We start from the raw sequence: 18,155 nt of genomic DNA on the forward strand, positions 1-18,155 counted from the left end.
CAAATGTTTAATATTGATAAGTGAGACTGAGCCTTGCCGTACGTCCCGGAGAAGGCACCAAGCCGAGACTTAAGGCATCGACGTAATATTTATCAGTTACGTTGTCGACGGTGAAATCTGCCGAAAAACTATCGTTAAATTGGTAGCTGGTATAAACATCCAACAGCTGGTAGCTGGGCCATTCCACCGGCACAGTAAATCCAGCGTCTACGCCGTATTGGGAAACAGCATTTCTCTCACCCACAAAAGTACCGCGCAGACCCAACTCCAATTTCTTCTGGAATAACCGCAAACCAAAATGTGCACTGGCATGCCAGTTTGGCGGGACCATATTATTGAAATAACTGTCTGGAACACCCCAATCCGCGCAGTAATAACGCACGCCGCTACCAATATTGCAGGCTTCAATGTGGCTGTATTTGGTCCCACTCAGCTCAACTAGCCACCAGTGGGCATCGTACCCAAGATTCAACTCAACACCTTTAAGGTCAAGGCTCTCGATGTTACGCATACGGAATAAGTCGAAGATACCTCCACCCTGCTCTTCCTCCCATGAATTGCGCCTGGTGCGAGTTATATAGTTGTCAACTTGGTTTTCGAAATAGGCAAGTTTCGCTTGAATCTGATGATTAGCCTCAAATAGCTGGCCATTGAGATAATTAATTCCAACTTCATTATTTTTGGCATGTTCAGGCTTTAGGGAAATATCCAGTGCGGGACTCACTGAAAAACCGCTAGTACCTTCAAACAGACTCGGCATACGCAAGGCTTGTGCATGGCGAGCATAGAATTGCAAACCCTTGATCGGCTCCCAGGTCAAAACCACCATTGGTGCGGTACCAGAGTGGCTATTATTGTAATAGACATCCTCACAGCCCCCTTCACCATCGTCTACACAAGAATCAGAATCGATACTCAACGGAAGGGGGTTATTGTCTTTCGAAGAGAAATGGGTATAACGAACCCCCGATTCTAGAGTCCACTCCGGCCACGGTTGCCACTCAATGCTGGTAAAAACGCTGTACTCATCACGACTACCGCTACGGGAACCGGCATAAAACCCTTCAGTAGTCAGGGTATCGCTATCCAAATCTTCCCACTGTGCAGAGACACCATAATCCCAGCGCAATTCACCCATGGGGTAGAAGCGCATACTATTGGTGATATCAAGACCAAAGCGCTGATAATCGTCGGTTCGCGCAGTATTGTCTTCCAGGTCGATAGAGTATATCGACGGCGTGTTCAGGTCAGTGACCGCATCGGTATGCCAGAAATTAATGCGTAAATCGGCCCAGTCATATTCCACCGGCTGCCAACGGTAGCGTGCAGTGTAGGTTTGGTTGAGCACCTCACTGTCGAGCCACTGGCGTGCCTGGCCAAAAGTTGAAAGAACCTGAGAGGGCATCATCTCTCCATATGTGCTCTTATAGCGGATATAGCCCAGCTCAAGACTTTGATCTTTCGGCAGGTAGAAGTTACTTTTTAACAACCAGGAATCGCTGGAAAAATTAGTGTTCGGAATTCGCTCTCCGGCGCGGTAAGGGATACCTTCATCCAGCTCACTCACTAGCTCAACTGGGGTTTCGGTATACCAGGCCAGCTCCTGGGGTTCTCCGATAACCACTTCCGGCGCGGGGCCATCGGTGCCCGCATAGTAATTTCCTTGCTCACGCTGAGCGTGAGCCACTACCAGATCACCCCACTCAAAACGCTGGGCTCCAGCAAAGCTCGCCGCGTAACCCTCAAAATCCAACAGGCTGGGCCTATCCATCCCATGGTCCGGCGCAAAGCTATCCGGCATCAGGTACTCATCAGTGCAATAACTGGCAAAGCGGCAATCGGAGCGATAAACAGGGCGCGACACGTAGTAACCAGCATAGGTGCCCGGCTCTGGAGCCTCACTATTGTTTCCGATACCACTGACACGAACACGGAAACCCGACAATTCGCCGGGTTTTACGACATCTTCCGCTCGCAGGGTATTTACGCTGACAACGCCACCGGTAGCACCGGTGCCCTCGGCGCCCATTACCGGCCCCTTATCAATACGCAAGGACCCAATCAGATCTGGGTCAATATAACTGCGACTGGAAACCCCGGCATAACCGCGATAAATCGTTGTTTCCTGCCGACTGCCATCGATTAAGACAGGAACCCTGCCCTGCCCTTGCATACCGCGAATATTGACATCGAGACCACCGGAATTGCGGTTTTCACTGATAAGTACACCGGGGGTGCCCTGAAAAATATCGCCAACACTGGTACCGCGAAAGCGCTCAATATTTTCCTGGGTGAGAATATTTACTGAACCGGACTCGCGAAATACCTGTTCTTTTTCACCGCCATCACGAGTCTCAACCTGAATGCTGTCCAGCACCATCAGATCCTGCTCGCCAGCGGATTGGATCAGCCAAGCACCACTACCAACGGGAACCGCTTGCAGATTGGTACCGCGCAACAAGCTCAACAGAGCTTCTTCTGCACGATAGCTGCCAAATAGTGCTGGAACAGAAATAGTTTCCACCAGGTTTTCGTCGAAAGAGAGCGTTACCCCAGCCTGACGCGAGTAGAGGTTGAGCACATCTCCCAGATTGCCCGCAGGCAAACTGAATTCGATCAACGCTGTATTGTCCTGCTGAGCTTGCGCAAAACTCGATACGGGAACTACGGCCAACAACAGTGCCAACAAGGTGGGCAAAATGTGTTTTGGGGCGCGGGACTGCATTTAAGCGGCTTCCTATTCTCAGGTGTATAACTAGGAAGCCGAACGAAAATCAAAAACCCGTAATCTAAATGAGAATTATTTTGTTTTTTTTGCTTCGGAGGGAAAACTAGCAATCAAAAGCGTCATCAAAAATAAAAAATGACACCTTCGGATAACTTTTTTGTGGTCATCTGGCAATAAGAGCAGGAATTAAAGGTTACCCGTTCCGAAAAAACCGTCAGCCCGGACGAACAGGGGAAGGCAGGGAGCGATGCGACTTACTATCAGCTCGGCAATTGAATCGTTGCCCACCAGCGCGTGGTATAGCTCAGTTCAGCTCCCGCCGAACGCGCCAATATTTTTAGGATGGTGTCGATATCGTGAAGCTGGAAAACCCCGGAAACCTGGTGATCTCTTAATGCCGGATCACAGCGTAAAAAACCAACACGATAGCGAGACAACTCTTCAAGCAGTGCCCCTAATGGCATGCTCCGAGCTGAAAGCACCCCGTCAATCCATCCGCTGTAATCAAACATCTTGCTGTCCAGAGCGAGTGAAGCGGCTCCAGTAAGACGATAAGCCTCACCCGCCTTAACTGCAAAGGGCTCTATATCCGCACTCGGTTGAACCTGCACCCCACCTTCCACAACCTGCAAAATCGTGTGGTCATCGCCCTTGCGCACAAAAAAGCGCGAGTCACGGGAAATCAGCTGCCCCTGAGGCACCGATACCTGCATTGGCCTCGGGTCAGCGGCACTGGTCAAGTGCATTTCACCTTTAGTCAGCACAAGGGAACGGATTGCTGTGCCCGACTCCCACTCAATGGCACTACCGGTGTTTAGCCAGACTTGGCTCTTATCATCCAGAGTATATTGGGCCGGCTTAGAACCAGAGGAATAGTCAGCGGACATATACTTCAGCAAACCGGTGTCATATCCCACCAGGCCAACGGCAAAAGCCCCAAGGACACCACCACCCATGCTTTTAAGAGCAGCCCTGCGATTTAAACGGCGAATTTCTGCATCGGTTTGATTTAGGGTGGAATGGGCCAAACGCGGCGCTCGGCGAGCCACCGTATCTAGAGGCGACTCCATCCGCTCAAAACGCTGCCACGCCAGTTCATGCAGAGGGTCCGCCGAACGCCATTGACTGCAAGCATCGCGCTCTGAGTCAAGCGCCTCGCCGGAACCCAGGCGAACGCGCCAGCTAACGGCTTGCAACAGTACTGCTTCAGGAATTTTTTCTCTATTTTTTTCTGGGGCGTTTGACATCGGCAAGCAAGTTCCAAGTCCATAGAAAATTATTCGTTATCGTACGCGGCGGCATAGCACTTGAGCATGGCTTTTGCGATATATTTCTCTACTGAGGAAAGGCTCAGCCCCTGCTGCTCAGCCACCTGGCGGTATGTTAAGCCGTCTAGTCTCGCCATTAGAAATACCGTTTTCTCTATCGGGCGCAGACCACTGAGCAATTGATCAATTTGCTCCAAAAGCCCCAATAGCTCCCACTTATCTTCTGGGGAGGGACATTCCGGTTCCGGCAAATTTTCCAGCAGCGCTAAATAATTTTTCTCCAGCACTTGGCGACGGGCTTGGTCGATCAGCAGGTTCCCGGCCACTTTGGTTAACCAGGCCCTCGGACTTCGAATTCCCGCAGGCAGGCTCGGCCTATCCAGCAGACGAATAAAAGTGTCCTGAGCTAAATCCTGGGCATTATCAACACCGGAAGTTCGGCGCGCTATCCAACGGACAAGCCACTCGTGGTGCTCTTGGTAAAGCTCATCAAATCCTGGGGTTGAAGGGGTTTCCGGGGCCAAAACTCAGACCTTGCGCTGTAATCTTTTGAGGGCGGGGACTGTAAATGATATCTATTCTCATTTAAAGTAGCTGAGCTGAGAATGTTATATCAATTTGGAATAACCCGGTGAATTTTTCAAAAAATATTGATCAACGGGATGGGTTAATTTGAATTTGGTCCGTCACCCATTACAAAGCCACCGGAATAACCGGGCGGTTATTGTTTAATTTGTTTTGGAAAAATCCCGTGAGCAATCCAGCAGAATGCCAATCCGTTGAACCGACAGAGCCCACCTTTTCCGCTTGGCTGAAAGAAGGCACTAATACGACCCACGAGAGTCTAGATAAACGCATTATGTCCCTGTCACCATTTTCCAATCGCGAGCGATATGCACTGTTTGTTCGCACGCAGTCGCGACTGCATCAAGCGGTGTCTGATTGGTTTCAAAGTGACGAATTAAATAATTTTTTGCCCGGCCTGAAAGAGAGAGACCGCTCTGAAGCAGTCCTCCAGGACTGTGCTGATTTCGAAATGCCCGAGAGCGATTTAAAAGCTGATCAACAAGCCGCAGCAGAAGTCACAATTACTGATTTCCACTCTGCACTGGGCTGGCTCTACGTAGTTGAAGGCTCCAACTTAGGAGCGGCATTCCTTCTCAAGTACGCGCGCAAACATCTGGATTTATCAGAAGAGTTCGGCGCACGCCACTTGGCAGGACATGAAGACGGTCGCGGGTTACACTGGCGCCAATTCAAAACTGCGTTAGATGCTCTTGCACTCAACCAAGAGCAAAAAGAAATAGCCCTCAATGGGGCCAAACAAGCCTTTGCTTTTGCACGACAAAATGTCGAACAATTATTAGCGCCCGCTACACCCTAATTTATTTTTCACCTGAAGCCAGGAGTCGGTAATGAAAATCTGGACTGTAATTTTATTGTGCCTGCTAGGCAGCACATTGGGCCCATTGCCGGCTTTAGCGCAGGAAAATAATTCCAACTCAAGCGAACAAAGCAATACAGAAATAGTTCTCGAGGGAGATGTGGAAACCTCCGTGGGGTTGCAAGAAAATCAAGACAACTCTACCTCGACTGCAACCTCCAACATTGGAGATACCGCTTTCAGCGCACACGATTTATCTCCCATGGGAATGTATCACGCCGCGGATATCGTCGTTAAAAGCGTAATGATCGGCCTACTCTTGGCCTCTGTTTTAACCTGGGCGATTTGGCTTTTTAAAACCGTGCAGCTGGTAATAACACGTCGCAAGGCCAAACAATTATTGGCAACCCTGATCCAAAGCAAGACATTCGCAAATGCCGAATCAAAGCTTTCAGGCCAAACCGGCGGTGCCCTGTTATTGGTAGAAGCGAGTCGCCACGAACTCAACTTATCTTCAGGTGGCCCAGTGTCAGATGACGGCTTAAAAGAACGTGTTCTGGCTCGCCTGGAAAGAGTCCAGGCTTCTCTCGCTACCGACATGAACCGTGGCACCGGAATTCTGGCAACCATCGGTTCCGTCGCCCCCTTTGTCGGTCTATTTGGAACTGTTTGGGGCATCATGAACAGCTTCATCGGTATCGCAAAAACCCAAACCACAAACCTGGCCGTAGTGGCTCCAGGTATTGCGGAAGCCCTGCTGGCAACTGCGATCGGCCTGGTTGCTGCGATTCCGGCGGTAGTGATCTACAACTACTTTTCCCGGGCTATCGGCAATTATCGCGCGGTATTGGCCGATAACGTCACCGCCTTAATGGTACTGATTAGTCGGGACCTGGATCGCCACCATCCAAATGCGCGCCCGCTCGCCGAACTGGTTAGCGCGAATAAAAAGCGCGCAGTACCGCAGGTTCAGGGCGTCAACTAATGGCATTCAATCTCAACAGCAGCAATAGCGAAGAACTGCCAGAACAGCACGATATCAATGTCACACCTTTTATCGATGTGATGCTGGTATTGCTAATTATTTTTATGGTTGCGGCTCCGTTGGCCACTGTAAGCGTGCCCGTCAATCTACCCTCGGCGACAGCTCCACAACAACCCCAGGCAGAAGATCCGAAATATCTCACCCTGCAAAAGGACCTCACCCTGACTCTCGGTGAGGACAAAGTTATTGTGCGGGAGAACTTGGCTGCTGAACTCCAGGCAAATGAAATTGGCACAGAACAGCAAATCCTGCTGCGTGCCGACAGCAAAGTGGAATATGGGGATTTGATGGACCTGATGAACCGCCTTGCCAGTGCCGGATACCAGAAAATCGCTCTGGTAGGCCTGGATAAACCGGCGACCGTAAACCAATGAGCCTCTTGGCTGGCCCGAAGGTAAAATCTGCAAGGCGTCCGCGATTTTTTCTATCGCTCTGCGCCTTTTGCTGCGCCCTAGCCCTTCACGGACTTATTGCCGTCTATTTTTTATGGCAGCCCAAATCCGAACTGGCGCTGCCGCCCGCTGCAGCACCACAGGTATTTGAAGTCAGTATGGTAGCCGCTCCAGTGGCACCACCCACGTCGCTACCGGTAGGTCCTCAACAACAGGAATCCTCTCCCGCAAACCAGCAGAGCAACGAGCCACAAAAAACCTCTGCGCAGTCAGAGCCTGTTATTTTGCCAGAAGCCCCCTCGGAAATTGCCATTGAGAAGCCCGAAGAGGAGCCCCCCACGGAGGAAAAGGAAGAGACCCCTGAGCCAGTGGAAGAGAAAGAAATCGCACAGCAACAAGACTCCAGTGGAGAGGCTACTGGAGAAACTGTTGTTGAAGAAACATCAGCCCCTCTCGCGGCAGATGTAGCAGAAGCAGAGCAAGCTGCGGCACCGGAAGTGGGCGCCTTAAACCAGAGGGAATCACAAGCCAGATTAACCTGGCAGAACCAATTACAGGCTCACCTTGAGCGAAGAAAACGCTACCCCCGTAGCGCCCAAATACGGCGTCAACAAGGTATTCCCTGGGTACAATTCACGATGGACAGAAAAGGCAAAGTACTAAAGGTTGAGCTGCACCGAGCCAGTGGCATATCGTCTCTCGACCGAGAAGTCGTGGCCTTGGTGCGCAGGGCAGAACCACTGCCTAGACCACCAGAAGAGGTACCCGGTGATCCTCTGACAATGGCCGTTCCGGTCGAATTTTTTATTCGTTAACCAAAATAAATTGCTTTCTCAGAACTGGGAGGCCTGGTTTCACATAAACCAGAAAGTCACCTCCCTGGACAGAGGAAATCATCCACATAATCCGTTACCCTGCACTAGCGACCTATCGGCCTGCTGACTCTATTTACTAGGTGCTGGGCAAACTGCTTATGAGCAAGCAGACCAAGCGGACAAATATTGTTACTTTTGATGCACAACTACTGCAATAAGCTAGAAGGTAGAGGTACCGAATGAAAGAATCCACTGAAGACAGCGTAATGTCCTACACCCCGCCGCTGGCAAAGGGCTGGATGCGCTGGCTGTGGGGCGCCGCTGCTTGCTTTTTTATCGCCCTTGGCATTATCGGAGCCATTCTTCCCGGCCTGCCGTCGGCTGTATTTATTGTCCTCGGTGCCTGGGCCGCATCACGCAGCTCCCAGCGCCTGCACCAATGGATCGAAGAACACCATCTCTTTGGGCATCTATTGCGGACTTGGCGCAGTGGTTATGTAAGCCGCAGAACCAAGTTACTGGCCAGCCTGACAATGGCTATATCCCTAGCTTTTGCCATCCTTCATATCAGTAATATTTACCTTCTTTGCTTTACCATTGGCGGCATCAGCTGCGGCGCCTACTGGATTTGGTCCCGGCCGGAACCCAGGGAGTAGACAACGCTACTTTCTACCCCTATTTGGCAGCAGACACCCGTAGATTTTAGCGCTATAGTCCCCCAACAAGGATTTGTCTGGGGGACAGGATGTACAACGTAGTACTTTTTTTTCACCTTCTAGGTGCAACAATTTGGACCGGTGGGCATCTGATACTTGCCTGCACAATACTACCCAAAGTTTTACGGGATAAGGATGTAGCTTTTCTTTCCCGGTTTGAAAGCAGCTACGAAAAGATTGGCATCCCCGCCCTGCTCATCCAAATACTCTCCGGGCTATATCTCTCATATACCTTACTGCCTGACTTATCTCAGTGGTTCAACTTCTCCAATCCAATTTCTCGCCTGATATCCTTCAAACTGATTCTTTTGGCATGCACTTTCTTACTGGCAATTGACGCAAGGCTGCGAATCATTCCAAATCTTTCTGAAAAAAATCTCTCTGCACTGGCATACCATATTATCCCAGTTACAGTACTGTCCGTTCTCTTTGCTTTTGTTGGAATTTCATTTCGAACGGGATGGTTGTTTTAGATTGCGCCCCAGCGCATATACTGCTGAATCAGAAGGAAAAGCCAAAAACGTCCCCACTGGCTTGCTTGATCGATATACTAAGCAAAAATGGGATATGACAGGAGTTCGGGGTTTGTCTATAGCTGAATACTATGAAGTGATTTTCGATACGCTGGAAAAAAACGAATCCATCCAAGACGGCCTTGAAAACCTTTCTTTTTGGGCTGATGGCCGAACCCCCAATTTGGCATGGCTAAAGCTGCCCACTATGCTAGGAACTGATGAACTTGACCTAGCCCAAACATGGTTCGATACAGAACTGGTAGCTGCTGGGGACTCGCTTCCTCCTTCAGTCCTATATTTCGAGCTGCGTGAATTCAGAGATAGTATCGGCCGGGAATTCCCGGATATCAGCTTAACACTACTTCCTCAACTATTTAAAAGCAGACGGGATTGGATATATTCGAATTCTGATTTGGGCTCGAGATATTTGAGAAATATTGCAGCCTTGTGTAAAGGAGCTAACAAGCCGAAACACCTAAATAGAGACGGATACATTGGTTTCAGCTTATGCTATACATCCCTCCTAGCACGAGAACTCTGCAAAAACGAACAACTTCTCCAATACAGTGAAGAAGCACCGATTAAAATTGTTGTTGGATTTTCTTCTGGAGACCTTCTTGAGATTATGCGTATATCCAACGGCCTGCTTTATTACGAACGTCGCTTTGCGCAGTTAGAGAGCCTGTAAATAATTAGCTATATCTCTGTGGACTTTGAAGACCCGCCCTAAAGGACACCCAGGTATAAGTATCCTAGCTTCCCTTAGCCTTAGAAAATTGGTACCACAAAGCAATCTGGCATAAACACACCAACTATCACAATAATTTTATACTGACCGAAAATAGCATCTATTACTCAAGGAAAAAACTAATGGAACTAGCAATTTATCAAGTAGATGCCTTTGCCTCCGAGGTATTTGAAGGTAATCCTGCTGCTGTGTGCCCTCTTGATAACTGGCTTGCGGATGAGACGCTGCAAAAGATAGCTGAGGAAAACAACCTCTCTGAAACCGCATTCTTTGTTAAAAATGAAGATTCCTTTTCTCTGAGGTGGTTTACTCCTGAGGCAGAAGTAGATTTATGTGGCCACGCCACACTCGCAGCTGCCCACGTTCTATTTACTCATTTAAGATACTCAGACCAAACCATCCAGTTTGATACAAAAAGCGGCCCACTGTTAGTCCAGAGATCGGGAGCTGTCTATAGCATGGACTTTCCGGCTAGCATTCCGATATCCACAGAAGTACCAGATGCTCTTATTGATGGCCTCGGTGTCACTCCGCGAGAAGTTCTGTGTGCATATGATTATATAGCTGTCTTGGGTAGCGAAACCGATCTAAAATCTGTAAATCCAAATTTTATAAAACTTTCCCAGCTGGATAAACGAGGAGTTGTCATTACCGCTCCTGGAGCAAGTAACGATATTGATTTCGTTAGCCGATGCTTCTATCCAAAATTAAGGGTAAACGAAGATCCTGTGACAGGGTCAGCGCACTGTCAACTGGCACCATATTGGAGCCAACAATTTAAAAAGGATGTACTTTTAGCTAAGCAACTCTCCAAGCGGACTGGACTAATTCACTGCGAACTGCATAGTAACAGAGTCTCTCTCAAGGGAGGCGCTGTGGATTATCTTCACGGCAGTATTAAGATTTAATGGCTTGGAGCGTTAAATTTATATAAGGAGCCTCTAAATAAATCCGTGATGCTTCTGGCTCACAGAGATATTACGGAATTGTTCAGGAACTCCATAAGTCATCTTGCTACATGTTCTCATTGAAAGCTCTTCGACTCTGCTTAGTGGTAACCTTCCCCCAAAAAAACAGAAGAGCCACTATCCGAACCTCCAGTTACAACCTGACTCAACTCCCTAGCCTTTTACTTATCTCAAAGTGAGAACTTAGAGCCTATAGATGCCTTCCCGACCCAGAATATGGATTCAGGGCAATAGTTAAAGGTTGTGCACCCCTTGTAGTACATCAGTGAATCACCTAACCTTCAAACACGCCCACCATTGACCGCAAGTTGCACAGACAGTCTATTATTTGGACAAAGTCGTATAGCTGTCAGGTAGGTGTCGCAAGAACATCGTAACCAATAAGGACTGCCCCCTTGAAAATGGAGCTCTATTTTCAGAGGGCAGAAGTATGGAAGTGAAAGTTAACTCAAAGAAAATTATTAAACTGAGAACAACTAGAGCTTGGAGTCAACAACAACTAGCCGATGTTGCATCATTAAGCCTTAGAACCATTCAACGGATAGAAAAAAGTGGAAATGCCTCTCAAGATTCAATAAAAGCAATATCTTCAGCATATTCACTGAAGCCCATAGATATAATCCTTCAGGAAAACCCAAAAATATCGATGGCCAAGCAGGGCAGAAAATATCTCACCGCAATATTGGCCCTGGGTACGACTTTACTCTTGTATACCTCCTTATCGTCAGCTTCTCCAATAATGCTTAAGGTAGATGCTAGCACCAGAAACGAGAACCTGGCCTCCGTCCGCCTCCTCAATAACGAAGGAGATGAAAGCGAAATCCAAATCGAAAACACACTTAGGTTCGAGGTGTCTGCCGAACAAGTTTCTGAAAACCAAATTCGATTGCAGACAAAAATATATGAATTTGGGGCTTCTAGTGGTTATAAGCAGATAGCAAGTCCCATTCTGGTGACAGGGTTCAACCAAGCTGCAGAGGTAGAGTTTAAAACTTCAAACGGAACTCCGTTTAAAATCCAAATTACCCCTGAAATTTAGCCAGCCCAGCAAGGCTGGCACCCCTGCCAACGCCACCAAAAATACCTCTTGGGCCTACCTTTTTGTGGGTGGGACTGAGAGGTATGCGGTGAGTGATATATATCCTAGCAAAAACTGCCTGCAGCTCCACCCTGTGAAAACAGCCTTCCTGAGGACACCCAATAGTCATTGCAAATAAGTGCACACTTACATTTAGGATAGAATTTTGAAAGCGCAAGAATGCAAGGCTCAGACATTAATCCAAATGCCAACATAAACAATTCTTTACATAGGAATACATTGCCTATCGCAACAATATTTTAAGCCGTAAATCATTAGCGGATTAAAAAACAAGAAACGACGATCATCACGACCAAAAGGTGCTACAAGTCACACTTTTAGCATGCAATCCGTGCTAAATTCAGCGCATTCAAGTCGAGGTCAGCTTGATTGATTGCCAGACCGAAAACGCTGGTAAGCTCGCTGTAGGTAGTATTCCAATCATATATTGTTTTGTGCCAATAGGCTCGATACCCATCAGCAGACAATTAGAAGTATGCCCTCCACAAAAGGAAGTAAATATTTACTTACAGGTCGAGCCTGAAGTAAATAGCGAGAATATAGCGATATCAACAGCAATCGCAAAAATCGATCGTAGCTTAAGGTCAGAAGAGCCTCTTCTTCACCTTGATGCAAGCACGAGAAAACGGGCATTGCAACTCTACGAGAGAGACGAAAACTGTAAAAGGACAAAGGAAGTCGTTCTTAAGGTATGTGCACAATAGGGAAAAGGCAGAGACAGGGATATTTTAGGTGACCAAAAGCACTGATAGTCTAATTTTCTTTTTTAGCAAAACACTCACAGCAAAGAAAAAAATTTGACATTAATGTAGGGCCGTTTGTTTTGATAGGTTTTACTCAGTATCAAAATAATCTGTACCCGCCATTAAAAGTGCCTTATCACTTTTGAAAATTTTGATTTTCCGTTTTAACAAAAACCCAACGTATCGACAACCCTGTAACCACGGTTATCGGTGCAATCGACGCAACAGCTGACTTTTCTAAACAGAGAGACTTATTTCTATGAGCACTGACAAAAGCAATGACTCCACACCATTTTTAGCGGGCATGAGCGCTGTTGAGCAGCAATCACCTCTTTCGGGCTCAGGCTCCAAGTCAGTGCTGGGTGAAGGTATTAACTTTCGTGGCGAGCTGATAGGCACCGAAGATCTGCACGTGGAAGGTACTGTTGATGGTACCGTGATCATGGTTGGTCACAATCTTTCTGTTGGCACTGGCGGTGCAGTTACTGCCAATATCCACGCAAAAAATATTGTTGTAGAGGGCACCTTGGATGGCGATGCCCTTGCCGATGAGTTGATCGAAATCCGCAACACCGCACAAGTTAATGGAAATCTGATTGCACCGAGAATCAAGCTGGACGACGGCGGTAAATTCCGTGGCTCCATGGACATGGTTGATACTGATTCCGAAATGAAAGAGCGCCACAAGGAGTTCTCTGATCGCCTGGTACACCCAGACCTGCCCGCAGCAGAAGAGAAGCCCGCAGCCCGTACTCGCGGCAGCTCTACCTACTCCTCCAGCACCACGAGCACGAGCGATTCCTCTCGCTTGTCCGACACCAGCGACTACCTCTTCGGCACTAAAGAGACCGAAGAAGAAGCTGAGGAAAGCTAGGAAACCTTCTTAGTTAATCCTCAATATGGGCCCCGGCTAATGCCGGGGCTTTAGTTTTGGTGTGGGAAATATGTTGCAGCATCATTCATTTGGTATTGCTGCTTTGGTGGATGAAGTCATTCAACCAGGTAGTAAAGTTTTAGATTTGGGATGCCTTTCGTTTGGCACCACACAGCCTTTATTGGAGCGCTCCTGCCAGACATTTATCGAAGATTTACGCAGTCTGCTACTGGATACTTCTGCCCTCGATAAAGAAGTCAGGGCCGTTAAGCTTTCTGAATATCTCACCAAAAAGCCCCAACGAATCAAGCTTGATGTGGTGCTCTGCTGGGATCTATTCAACTTTATGGAGCCTGAGCTTATTACCAAGCTCATTGAGGAAATCCGACCCCACTTAAAGCCGCGTACCATTTTCCATACAATGCTGTACACCGGCACTATGCCCAAGGGGCCCGCGGATTTTAAGCGACTTTCTGGCTTTACCTTCAATACAGAACCACTCCACCTGGAAGAACCACTGCCCACTTATAGGTACTCATCCCTGAATTTAATGAAGACTATGGGCAACTTCTCCCTGCGCTCCTCCCTGCTACAAAGAGAGGGGATGCGTAAAGACCTTATCGAATTAATGTTTGAGTATGGCAATGTAAAATCGCCAACTTCAGTGATGGCCAGTGGATCATCAGCAGCGGTATCCGCTTTCCAAAAAAACCGCCTTACTAATATTTCGCTAACCGCTCTGGACACAGCCCTGACTCACGTCAAGCGCTCACCGGTCAGCAAAGTTCTGGATATTGGGCAAAAGGCTGGGAGAAATATGGAACACCTCCAAAGGGAGGTGGGCGAACTGTTTATTTCTGATTTTTACTCATCGCTCGCTTGGCAAACCAGCAGAAAAGTGCCATTTGAAGAAGCCGTTCAGGCCGCGTTGCGACAGGCAACCCTACCAAAGGATCTCAATTGCATCCTCCTCTGGGACCTTCTCAATTTCTTTTCCACCGAGCAAATACAATTGATCACTAAAGCCCTGCATCAATATCTCAGTGATGGTGGCGTGATGCACTTTTTGCTATTCAAGCAAAACAAGCTTCCCGTCAACTGTGGTGTATTTGAAATTCAAAAGTCGGGCCAGGTTGGAACCTATATTCACACTTCGGGTAGTAAGCAGCCCCAGCTCCGCACTATCACCGATGTTGTGAAATCTCTACCAGAGATGAAAGTACTCAGCCAGGGAACCGGGCGAATACCCAACGGACCTTTTTATCACGAAATAACAATGCAAAAAGTTGTAAAGGATAAATAATGACCCAGTTTTTCTATCACTGGTTAACCAAGTTGTCTGCGGAACAGGTTACCGACACCTTTCTTATGGTCATGCTTGCCATTGGTGCTATAGCCATAATCCTCTACCCTTTAGGCAAGTTTCCCCGCTTTGTAAAGGAAACGCCGTCACTACTGACTGCCCTCGGTATTTTAGGTACTTTTATCGGTATCATTATCGGTATCTATGGATTTGATCTAAACGATATTGACACCTCAATTTCAGAACTGATGCAAGGTCTGGAAACCGCCTTTATGACCAGTATCTTGGGACTCTTCCTGTCCCTGATATTGCGAACTATTTTTCAAATATTCACTAAAGAACAAGCCCCTAAAGCGACAGCAGATGACATATTGCAGGCTATTAATGGTCAGCGCGAAGATCTGGCAAAATTCCAGCGACAGATTAGTGATGAAGTCCTACAGTCACTCACTGCGGTTGTAGAAAAGTTTAATAGCGGCCTGAATGCCCAGATGGGTGAGAACCTACAGCAGTTTACCCAGCAATTGGAGGCCGTATCCCCTGCCCTGCAAGCCCTAATAGATCAGCATCAGCAGCACGCAGAACTCGCAACTATTTACCGCGACCAAACTGCAACTCTTCTCAATGAAATTAATGGTGCTCAGGAAAACCTTCTGCTGTTACACCAGCGTATTACTGAGCTGCCAGAAATTTTCAACGTGATTCCGACCCTGGTAGAGCAGCAGCGCAATCACGCAGAGCAGATATCAATCATGCTGAATGAGCAACAAGCTTCTATTGAAGTTCTACAGCAATCGATCCCCGATATTGCACCCAAGTTTGAAGCGCTCACCCGAGGAATTGACCAAGCTCAACAGCAACTGGGGGCCCAGGTTTCCAACCTGATCTCCCTGAGTAGGACCCAGGCGGAAGTATTCGACCAAAGAACCAGTAAGGTCGTAGCCCTGGCCGATGTGGTTACCAGTATGGACCCCAACCACTTCTCTAAAGCAATTCACGAGCAGGCTACCAGTCACCGGGAATCCATGGCCGAGCTAGCTCAGCTGATCGCCAAAACTCACAACCAGATGATTACCGAATTGTCACAAGTGATTACTCGCGATCTTAGTAATGCCGATGTCAGTATCAAGCGTCAATATGAACTTCTGGATGAACGTCTGCGCGATGAGGTAGAGAGTGTTATGGCAGCGATGGGCGATGCCCTCGGCACGTTAAGCGGTGAATTCTCCAGAGACTTCCGTCAGCTCATCCAGCAAATGAAGAGAGTCGATGCGCAAGCTCAGAGAGTCACTGGAGAGGCGCATGTTTGAAAGCACGCAAGCCAGTAGTGAGTCCAGCGATAGTCAATGGATTAGCCTATCGGACATGATGGCTGGCCTGATGATGGTATTTCTCTGTATTGCCGTCTTTGTAATGCGCTCCCTTATCGACGAACGCGCCAAGATCCGCGAACTCGCAGAGTCTTACCGGGACACCCAGTTGGCCATCTATCAAACTCTGCAACAGGAATTTGCCCACGACTTAACTCGTTGGGGAGCGTCTCTGGATAAGCAAACCCTGGCCATCTCCTTTAATAACAGTGATGCCTTATTTAAAACCGGTGATTTTACCCTGAGCGACAATGCCCGCGAGATTATGTCCTCCTTTGTACCTCGCTACATCGAAGCGCTCACGCCCTATATGGATTCCATTGCCGCAATCCAAATCGAAGGGCACACAAGTTCTGAATGGGGAGATCAATCCGCACCGGAAGCTGGTTATTTCCACAACCTACGACTTTCCCAACAGCGCTCCCGAGCCGTAATGCAATATGCCCATTCATTACTGCCTTCGCAGCAAGCCGTCCTGGTACGGGCCAAGGTAGCAGCTGTCGGTTACTCCTCAGCTCGCCCAGTCTTGGATAAAAATGGGGTAGAAGATCCAGATCGTTCTCGCCGGGTAGCATTCAGGGTAGTTAGAGACTCTGAGAGCCATATCCTGCAAATCCTTGAGGAAGCTCTGTGAACCTCACAAAATTTCAACCCATTCAAAACCGTCAGGCTATCACAGCATTCCCAAACGCCACACGAGCACTATCAGTACCTTATGTCATTAACGATGGTGATTCATTCTCAGCCGGCAAACGTCCGTTAGCACAGCGCTTGTCTGAAATGCCTGATCGAAACAGCTTAGCCAAAGCCATCCGTACTGGAATGCAACTCGATTCAAGTGATCTGGACAGCGTACCTGTGGCTTGGCGCTACCGGGGTATACCGGTTTTTTTATTTGGCCTGGAACAAAACCCGGACTCTTTTGGCCAAGTTCATATTTACCCCAAGTGCCCAATAGTGAATAACTATAAGGGTCCGGTTTGGATAAGCAGTGACTATAGCGAAGCGCGAAAGGCATTTCCCCAGGATCAACTAAAGCCATGCCCTCACTGCTTACGTCACCTTTACAGCCACAATATTCCCGATGTTGTACACAAAGACCGTTTCGGCAATGTGACCAATATCGACTGGCTGACCTATACCCGATACTTTGCCAGCAATATTTTTAAAAGACACTCTCTCATCTGGAAAAATGGCGAACGCCCCCAAAAAGTTAGTTCTGTATTCACCCCTGAAAACCCGAAATATAACTGCTCTATCTGCCAATGCGATATCAAAGCCGGTGGATGGGCACTCAACCAAGAGCTTGCAGAAAGTAGCGGTCTCCCCAAAGAGATTTGCCTACTCTGTGCAGAGAGAAGGGCCCGTGCCGTCATACTCGCACCACCCCAAGCCTCACTAAGAGCCGCTACATTGCGCTACGAATCCCTGGCAAAGCAACTGGGTAGTGATCCTCAGGCCTCATGGATGATCGCAGAACAGGTAGTCCCAGCATCCTGGCTACCATTAATACAGAGACTCAAATCCCTAATGGGGCCACCCAAAGTCTTCCAAGTAATCGCGCCCAGGGTATTGGCCGTACTATGCTGGCCAAACCTCGGCCGCGCCATCCTTGCCGATGGCACCAAAGAGGCAAAGATACCAGCCAGTTACTCAGTTTGGAGAAAGGCTCAGATTGAGCGGGAATTAGGACTTAGCAACTAGCTATATTAATGTGCTGCCTCCGGGCAGCTTATTTTTGTTACTTATCGGCCAAACTGGCAACTCTATTTCATCTTGTAGCTCTCTACATCACTAGATCAACCCAGATTAAAATCTATTCTCTTCTACCCCACCGAGAATTAGCACCTCCTCAATTTATGGATCCAACAAAACCATTCCAAGAACCTCAAGACTTTTGACCAAAAATGTGGTTACAAATAAGTCACAAAAAAAATTAAACTTTTTAGCTCGGAGTGCCGTAAGGGGATGCAGTATTAGATAATGTGATCACACTACCCCTTCATTCTTTACACATGTAGAAGATTTTCTACTGTAGATTACTTTTTTTACAAAAGCTATCCCTATAGAAAATAACCAATAGAAAACCAGAAAAAACACAATTAGCCCAAAATATCTATCACAGAAGAACCGACTTAAAAGACCAAAAAATCTATCCTAGAAATCATACTCGATACGACCATCTCC

16 protein-coding genes are annotated in these 18,155 nt (G+C 47.9%); 13 read left to right on the forward strand and 3 right to left on the reverse strand.

The genetic code is table 11. The features are described 5' to 3' along the window. Nucleotides 1–7: 7 nt before the first annotated feature. From ACJJI6_RS08375 to ACJJI6_RS08385, 3 genes are all read right to left on the reverse strand, one after another. Nucleotides 8–2,725 carry a TonB-dependent receptor gene (locus ACJJI6_RS08375; RefSeq protein ID WP_475713128.1) on the reverse strand — a complete coding sequence of 906 codons (2,718 nt, stop codon included), beginning with the start codon at nucleotides 2,723–2,725 and terminating at the stop codon, nucleotides 8–10. Nucleotides 2,726–2,988: 263 nt separating this feature from the next. Continuing rightward, nucleotides 2,989–3,975 carry a FecR domain-containing protein gene (locus ACJJI6_RS08380; RefSeq protein WP_475713129.1) on the reverse strand — a complete coding sequence of 329 codons (987 nt, stop codon included), beginning with the start codon at nucleotides 3,973–3,975 and terminating at the stop codon, nucleotides 2,989–2,991. 29 nt (nucleotides 3,976–4,004) lie between these two features. Next, on the reverse strand, nucleotides 4,005–4,520 hold the full coding sequence (locus ACJJI6_RS08385; RefSeq protein ID WP_282933363.1) for a sigma-70 family RNA polymerase sigma factor: 516 nt from the start codon (nucleotides 4,518–4,520) through the stop codon (nucleotides 4,005–4,007). Nucleotides 4,521–4,747: 227 nt separating this feature from the next. Between ACJJI6_RS08385 and ACJJI6_RS08390 the strand changes: the two genes are divergently transcribed. The 13 genes from ACJJI6_RS08390 (at nucleotide 4,748) to ACJJI6_RS08450 (ending at nucleotide 17,672) form a co-directional block, all read left to right on the forward strand. Beyond that, nucleotides 4,748–5,380, forward strand: coding sequence for a biliverdin-producing heme oxygenase (locus ACJJI6_RS08390; RefSeq protein ID WP_444896752.1), 633 nt, complete (start codon nucleotides 4,748–4,750; stop codon nucleotides 5,378–5,380). 31 nt (nucleotides 5,381–5,411) lie between these two features. Further along, nucleotides 5,412–6,365 carry a tonB-system energizer ExbB gene (exbB, locus tag ACJJI6_RS08395; RefSeq protein WP_444896751.1) on the forward strand — a complete coding sequence of 318 codons (954 nt, stop codon included), beginning with the start codon at nucleotides 5,412–5,414 and terminating at the stop codon, nucleotides 6,363–6,365. Further along, nucleotides 6,365–6,799, forward strand: a complete 435-nt coding sequence (gene exbD / locus ACJJI6_RS08400) for a TonB system transport protein ExbD (protein ID WP_108732725.1) — start codon at nucleotides 6,365–6,367, stop codon at nucleotides 6,797–6,799. The genes exbB and exbD overlap by 1 nt, the downstream gene beginning before the upstream one ends. Next, the gene (locus ACJJI6_RS08405; protein WP_445358640.1) at nucleotides 6,796–7,632 is read left to right on the forward strand and encodes an energy transducer TonB; all 837 of its coding nucleotides are present in this window, start codon (nucleotides 6,796–6,798) and stop codon (nucleotides 7,630–7,632) included. Before exbD ends, ACJJI6_RS08405 begins: the two co-directional genes overlap by 4 nt. A gap of 239 nt (nucleotides 7,633–7,871) precedes the next feature. After that, entirely contained in the window at nucleotides 7,872–8,288 is a 417-nt protein-coding gene (locus ACJJI6_RS08410) for a YbaN family protein (RefSeq protein WP_108732723.1), read from the forward strand. Nucleotides 8,289–8,822: 534 nt separating this feature from the next. Further along, complete coding sequence (locus ACJJI6_RS08415; RefSeq protein WP_444957303.1) at nucleotides 8,823–9,551, forward strand: hypothetical protein; 729 nt, start codon at nucleotides 8,823–8,825, stop codon at nucleotides 9,549–9,551. 182 nt (nucleotides 9,552–9,733) lie between these two features. Continuing rightward, entirely contained in the window at nucleotides 9,734–10,519 is a 786-nt protein-coding gene (locus ACJJI6_RS08420; RefSeq protein ID WP_444957302.1) for a PhzF family protein, read from the forward strand. Between the two features lie 490 nt (nucleotides 10,520–11,009). Further along, nucleotides 11,010–11,618 (forward strand): helix-turn-helix transcriptional regulator, encoded by a 609-nt coding sequence (locus ACJJI6_RS08425; protein WP_444957301.1) that lies wholly within the window; start codon nucleotides 11,010–11,012, stop codon nucleotides 11,616–11,618. 1,062 nt (nucleotides 11,619–12,680) lie between these two features. Further along, nucleotides 12,681–13,295, forward strand: a complete 615-nt coding sequence (locus tag ACJJI6_RS08430; protein ID WP_475713130.1) for a bactofilin family protein — start codon at nucleotides 12,681–12,683, stop codon at nucleotides 13,293–13,295. 70 nt (nucleotides 13,296–13,365) lie between these two features. After that, the gene (locus ACJJI6_RS08435; RefSeq protein WP_475713131.1) at nucleotides 13,366–14,598 is read left to right on the forward strand and encodes a class I SAM-dependent methyltransferase; all 1,233 of its coding nucleotides are present in this window, start codon (nucleotides 13,366–13,368) and stop codon (nucleotides 14,596–14,598) included. After that, nucleotides 14,598–15,908 carry a MotA/TolQ/ExbB proton channel family protein gene (locus ACJJI6_RS08440; RefSeq protein ID WP_444905720.1) on the forward strand — a complete coding sequence of 437 codons (1,311 nt, stop codon included), beginning with the start codon at nucleotides 14,598–14,600 and terminating at the stop codon, nucleotides 15,906–15,908. The genes ACJJI6_RS08435 and ACJJI6_RS08440 overlap by 1 nt, the downstream gene beginning before the upstream one ends. Continuing rightward, the gene (locus ACJJI6_RS08445; RefSeq protein ID WP_413665220.1) at nucleotides 15,901–16,602 is read left to right on the forward strand and encodes an OmpA/MotB family protein; all 702 of its coding nucleotides are present in this window, start codon (nucleotides 15,901–15,903) and stop codon (nucleotides 16,600–16,602) included. The genes ACJJI6_RS08440 and ACJJI6_RS08445 overlap by 8 nt, the downstream gene beginning before the upstream one ends. Further along, nucleotides 16,599–17,672 (forward strand): hypothetical protein, encoded by a 1,074-nt coding sequence (locus ACJJI6_RS08450; protein ID WP_475713132.1) that lies wholly within the window; start codon nucleotides 16,599–16,601, stop codon nucleotides 17,670–17,672. Before ACJJI6_RS08445 ends, ACJJI6_RS08450 begins: the two co-directional genes overlap by 4 nt. Nucleotides 17,673–18,155: the final 483 nt, after the last annotated feature.

It is taken from the genome of Microbulbifer maximicatervae (SeqCode), assembly GCF_056232625.1.

What these genes read in the sequence shown, in the direction of transcription:
- ACJJI6_RS08375 (WP_475713128.1), bottom strand. Translation starts at nt 2,725, where the DNA reads ATGCAGTCCCGCGCCCCAAAACACATTTTGCCCACCTTGTTGGCACTG.
- ACJJI6_RS08380 (WP_475713129.1), bottom strand. Translation starts at nt 3,975, where the DNA reads ATGTCAAACGCCCCAGAAAAAAATAGAGAAAAAATTCCTGAAGCAGTA.
- exbB (WP_444896751.1), top strand. Translation starts at nt 5,412, where the DNA reads ATGAAAATCTGGACTGTAATTTTATTGTGCCTGCTAGGCAGCACATTG.
- exbD (WP_108732725.1), top strand. Translation starts at nt 6,365, where the DNA reads ATGGCATTCAATCTCAACAGCAGCAATAGCGAAGAACTGCCAGAACAG.
- ACJJI6_RS08405 (WP_445358640.1), top strand. Translation starts at nt 6,796, where the DNA reads ATGAGCCTCTTGGCTGGCCCGAAGGTAAAATCTGCAAGGCGTCCGCGA.
- ACJJI6_RS08410 (WP_108732723.1), top strand. Translation starts at nt 7,872, where the DNA reads ATGAAAGAATCCACTGAAGACAGCGTAATGTCCTACACCCCGCCGCTG.
- ACJJI6_RS08420 (WP_444957302.1), top strand. Translation starts at nt 9,734, where the DNA reads ATGGAACTAGCAATTTATCAAGTAGATGCCTTTGCCTCCGAGGTATTT.
- ACJJI6_RS08425 (WP_444957301.1), top strand. Translation starts at nt 11,010, where the DNA reads ATGGAAGTGAAAGTTAACTCAAAGAAAATTATTAAACTGAGAACAACT.
- ACJJI6_RS08430 (WP_475713130.1), top strand. Translation starts at nt 12,681, where the DNA reads ATGAGCACTGACAAAAGCAATGACTCCACACCATTTTTAGCGGGCATG.
- ACJJI6_RS08435 (WP_475713131.1), top strand. Translation starts at nt 13,366, where the DNA reads ATGTTGCAGCATCATTCATTTGGTATTGCTGCTTTGGTGGATGAAGTC.
- ACJJI6_RS08440 (WP_444905720.1), top strand. Translation starts at nt 14,598, where the DNA reads ATGACCCAGTTTTTCTATCACTGGTTAACCAAGTTGTCTGCGGAACAG.
- ACJJI6_RS08445 (WP_413665220.1), top strand. Translation starts at nt 15,901, where the DNA reads ATGTTTGAAAGCACGCAAGCCAGTAGTGAGTCCAGCGATAGTCAATGG.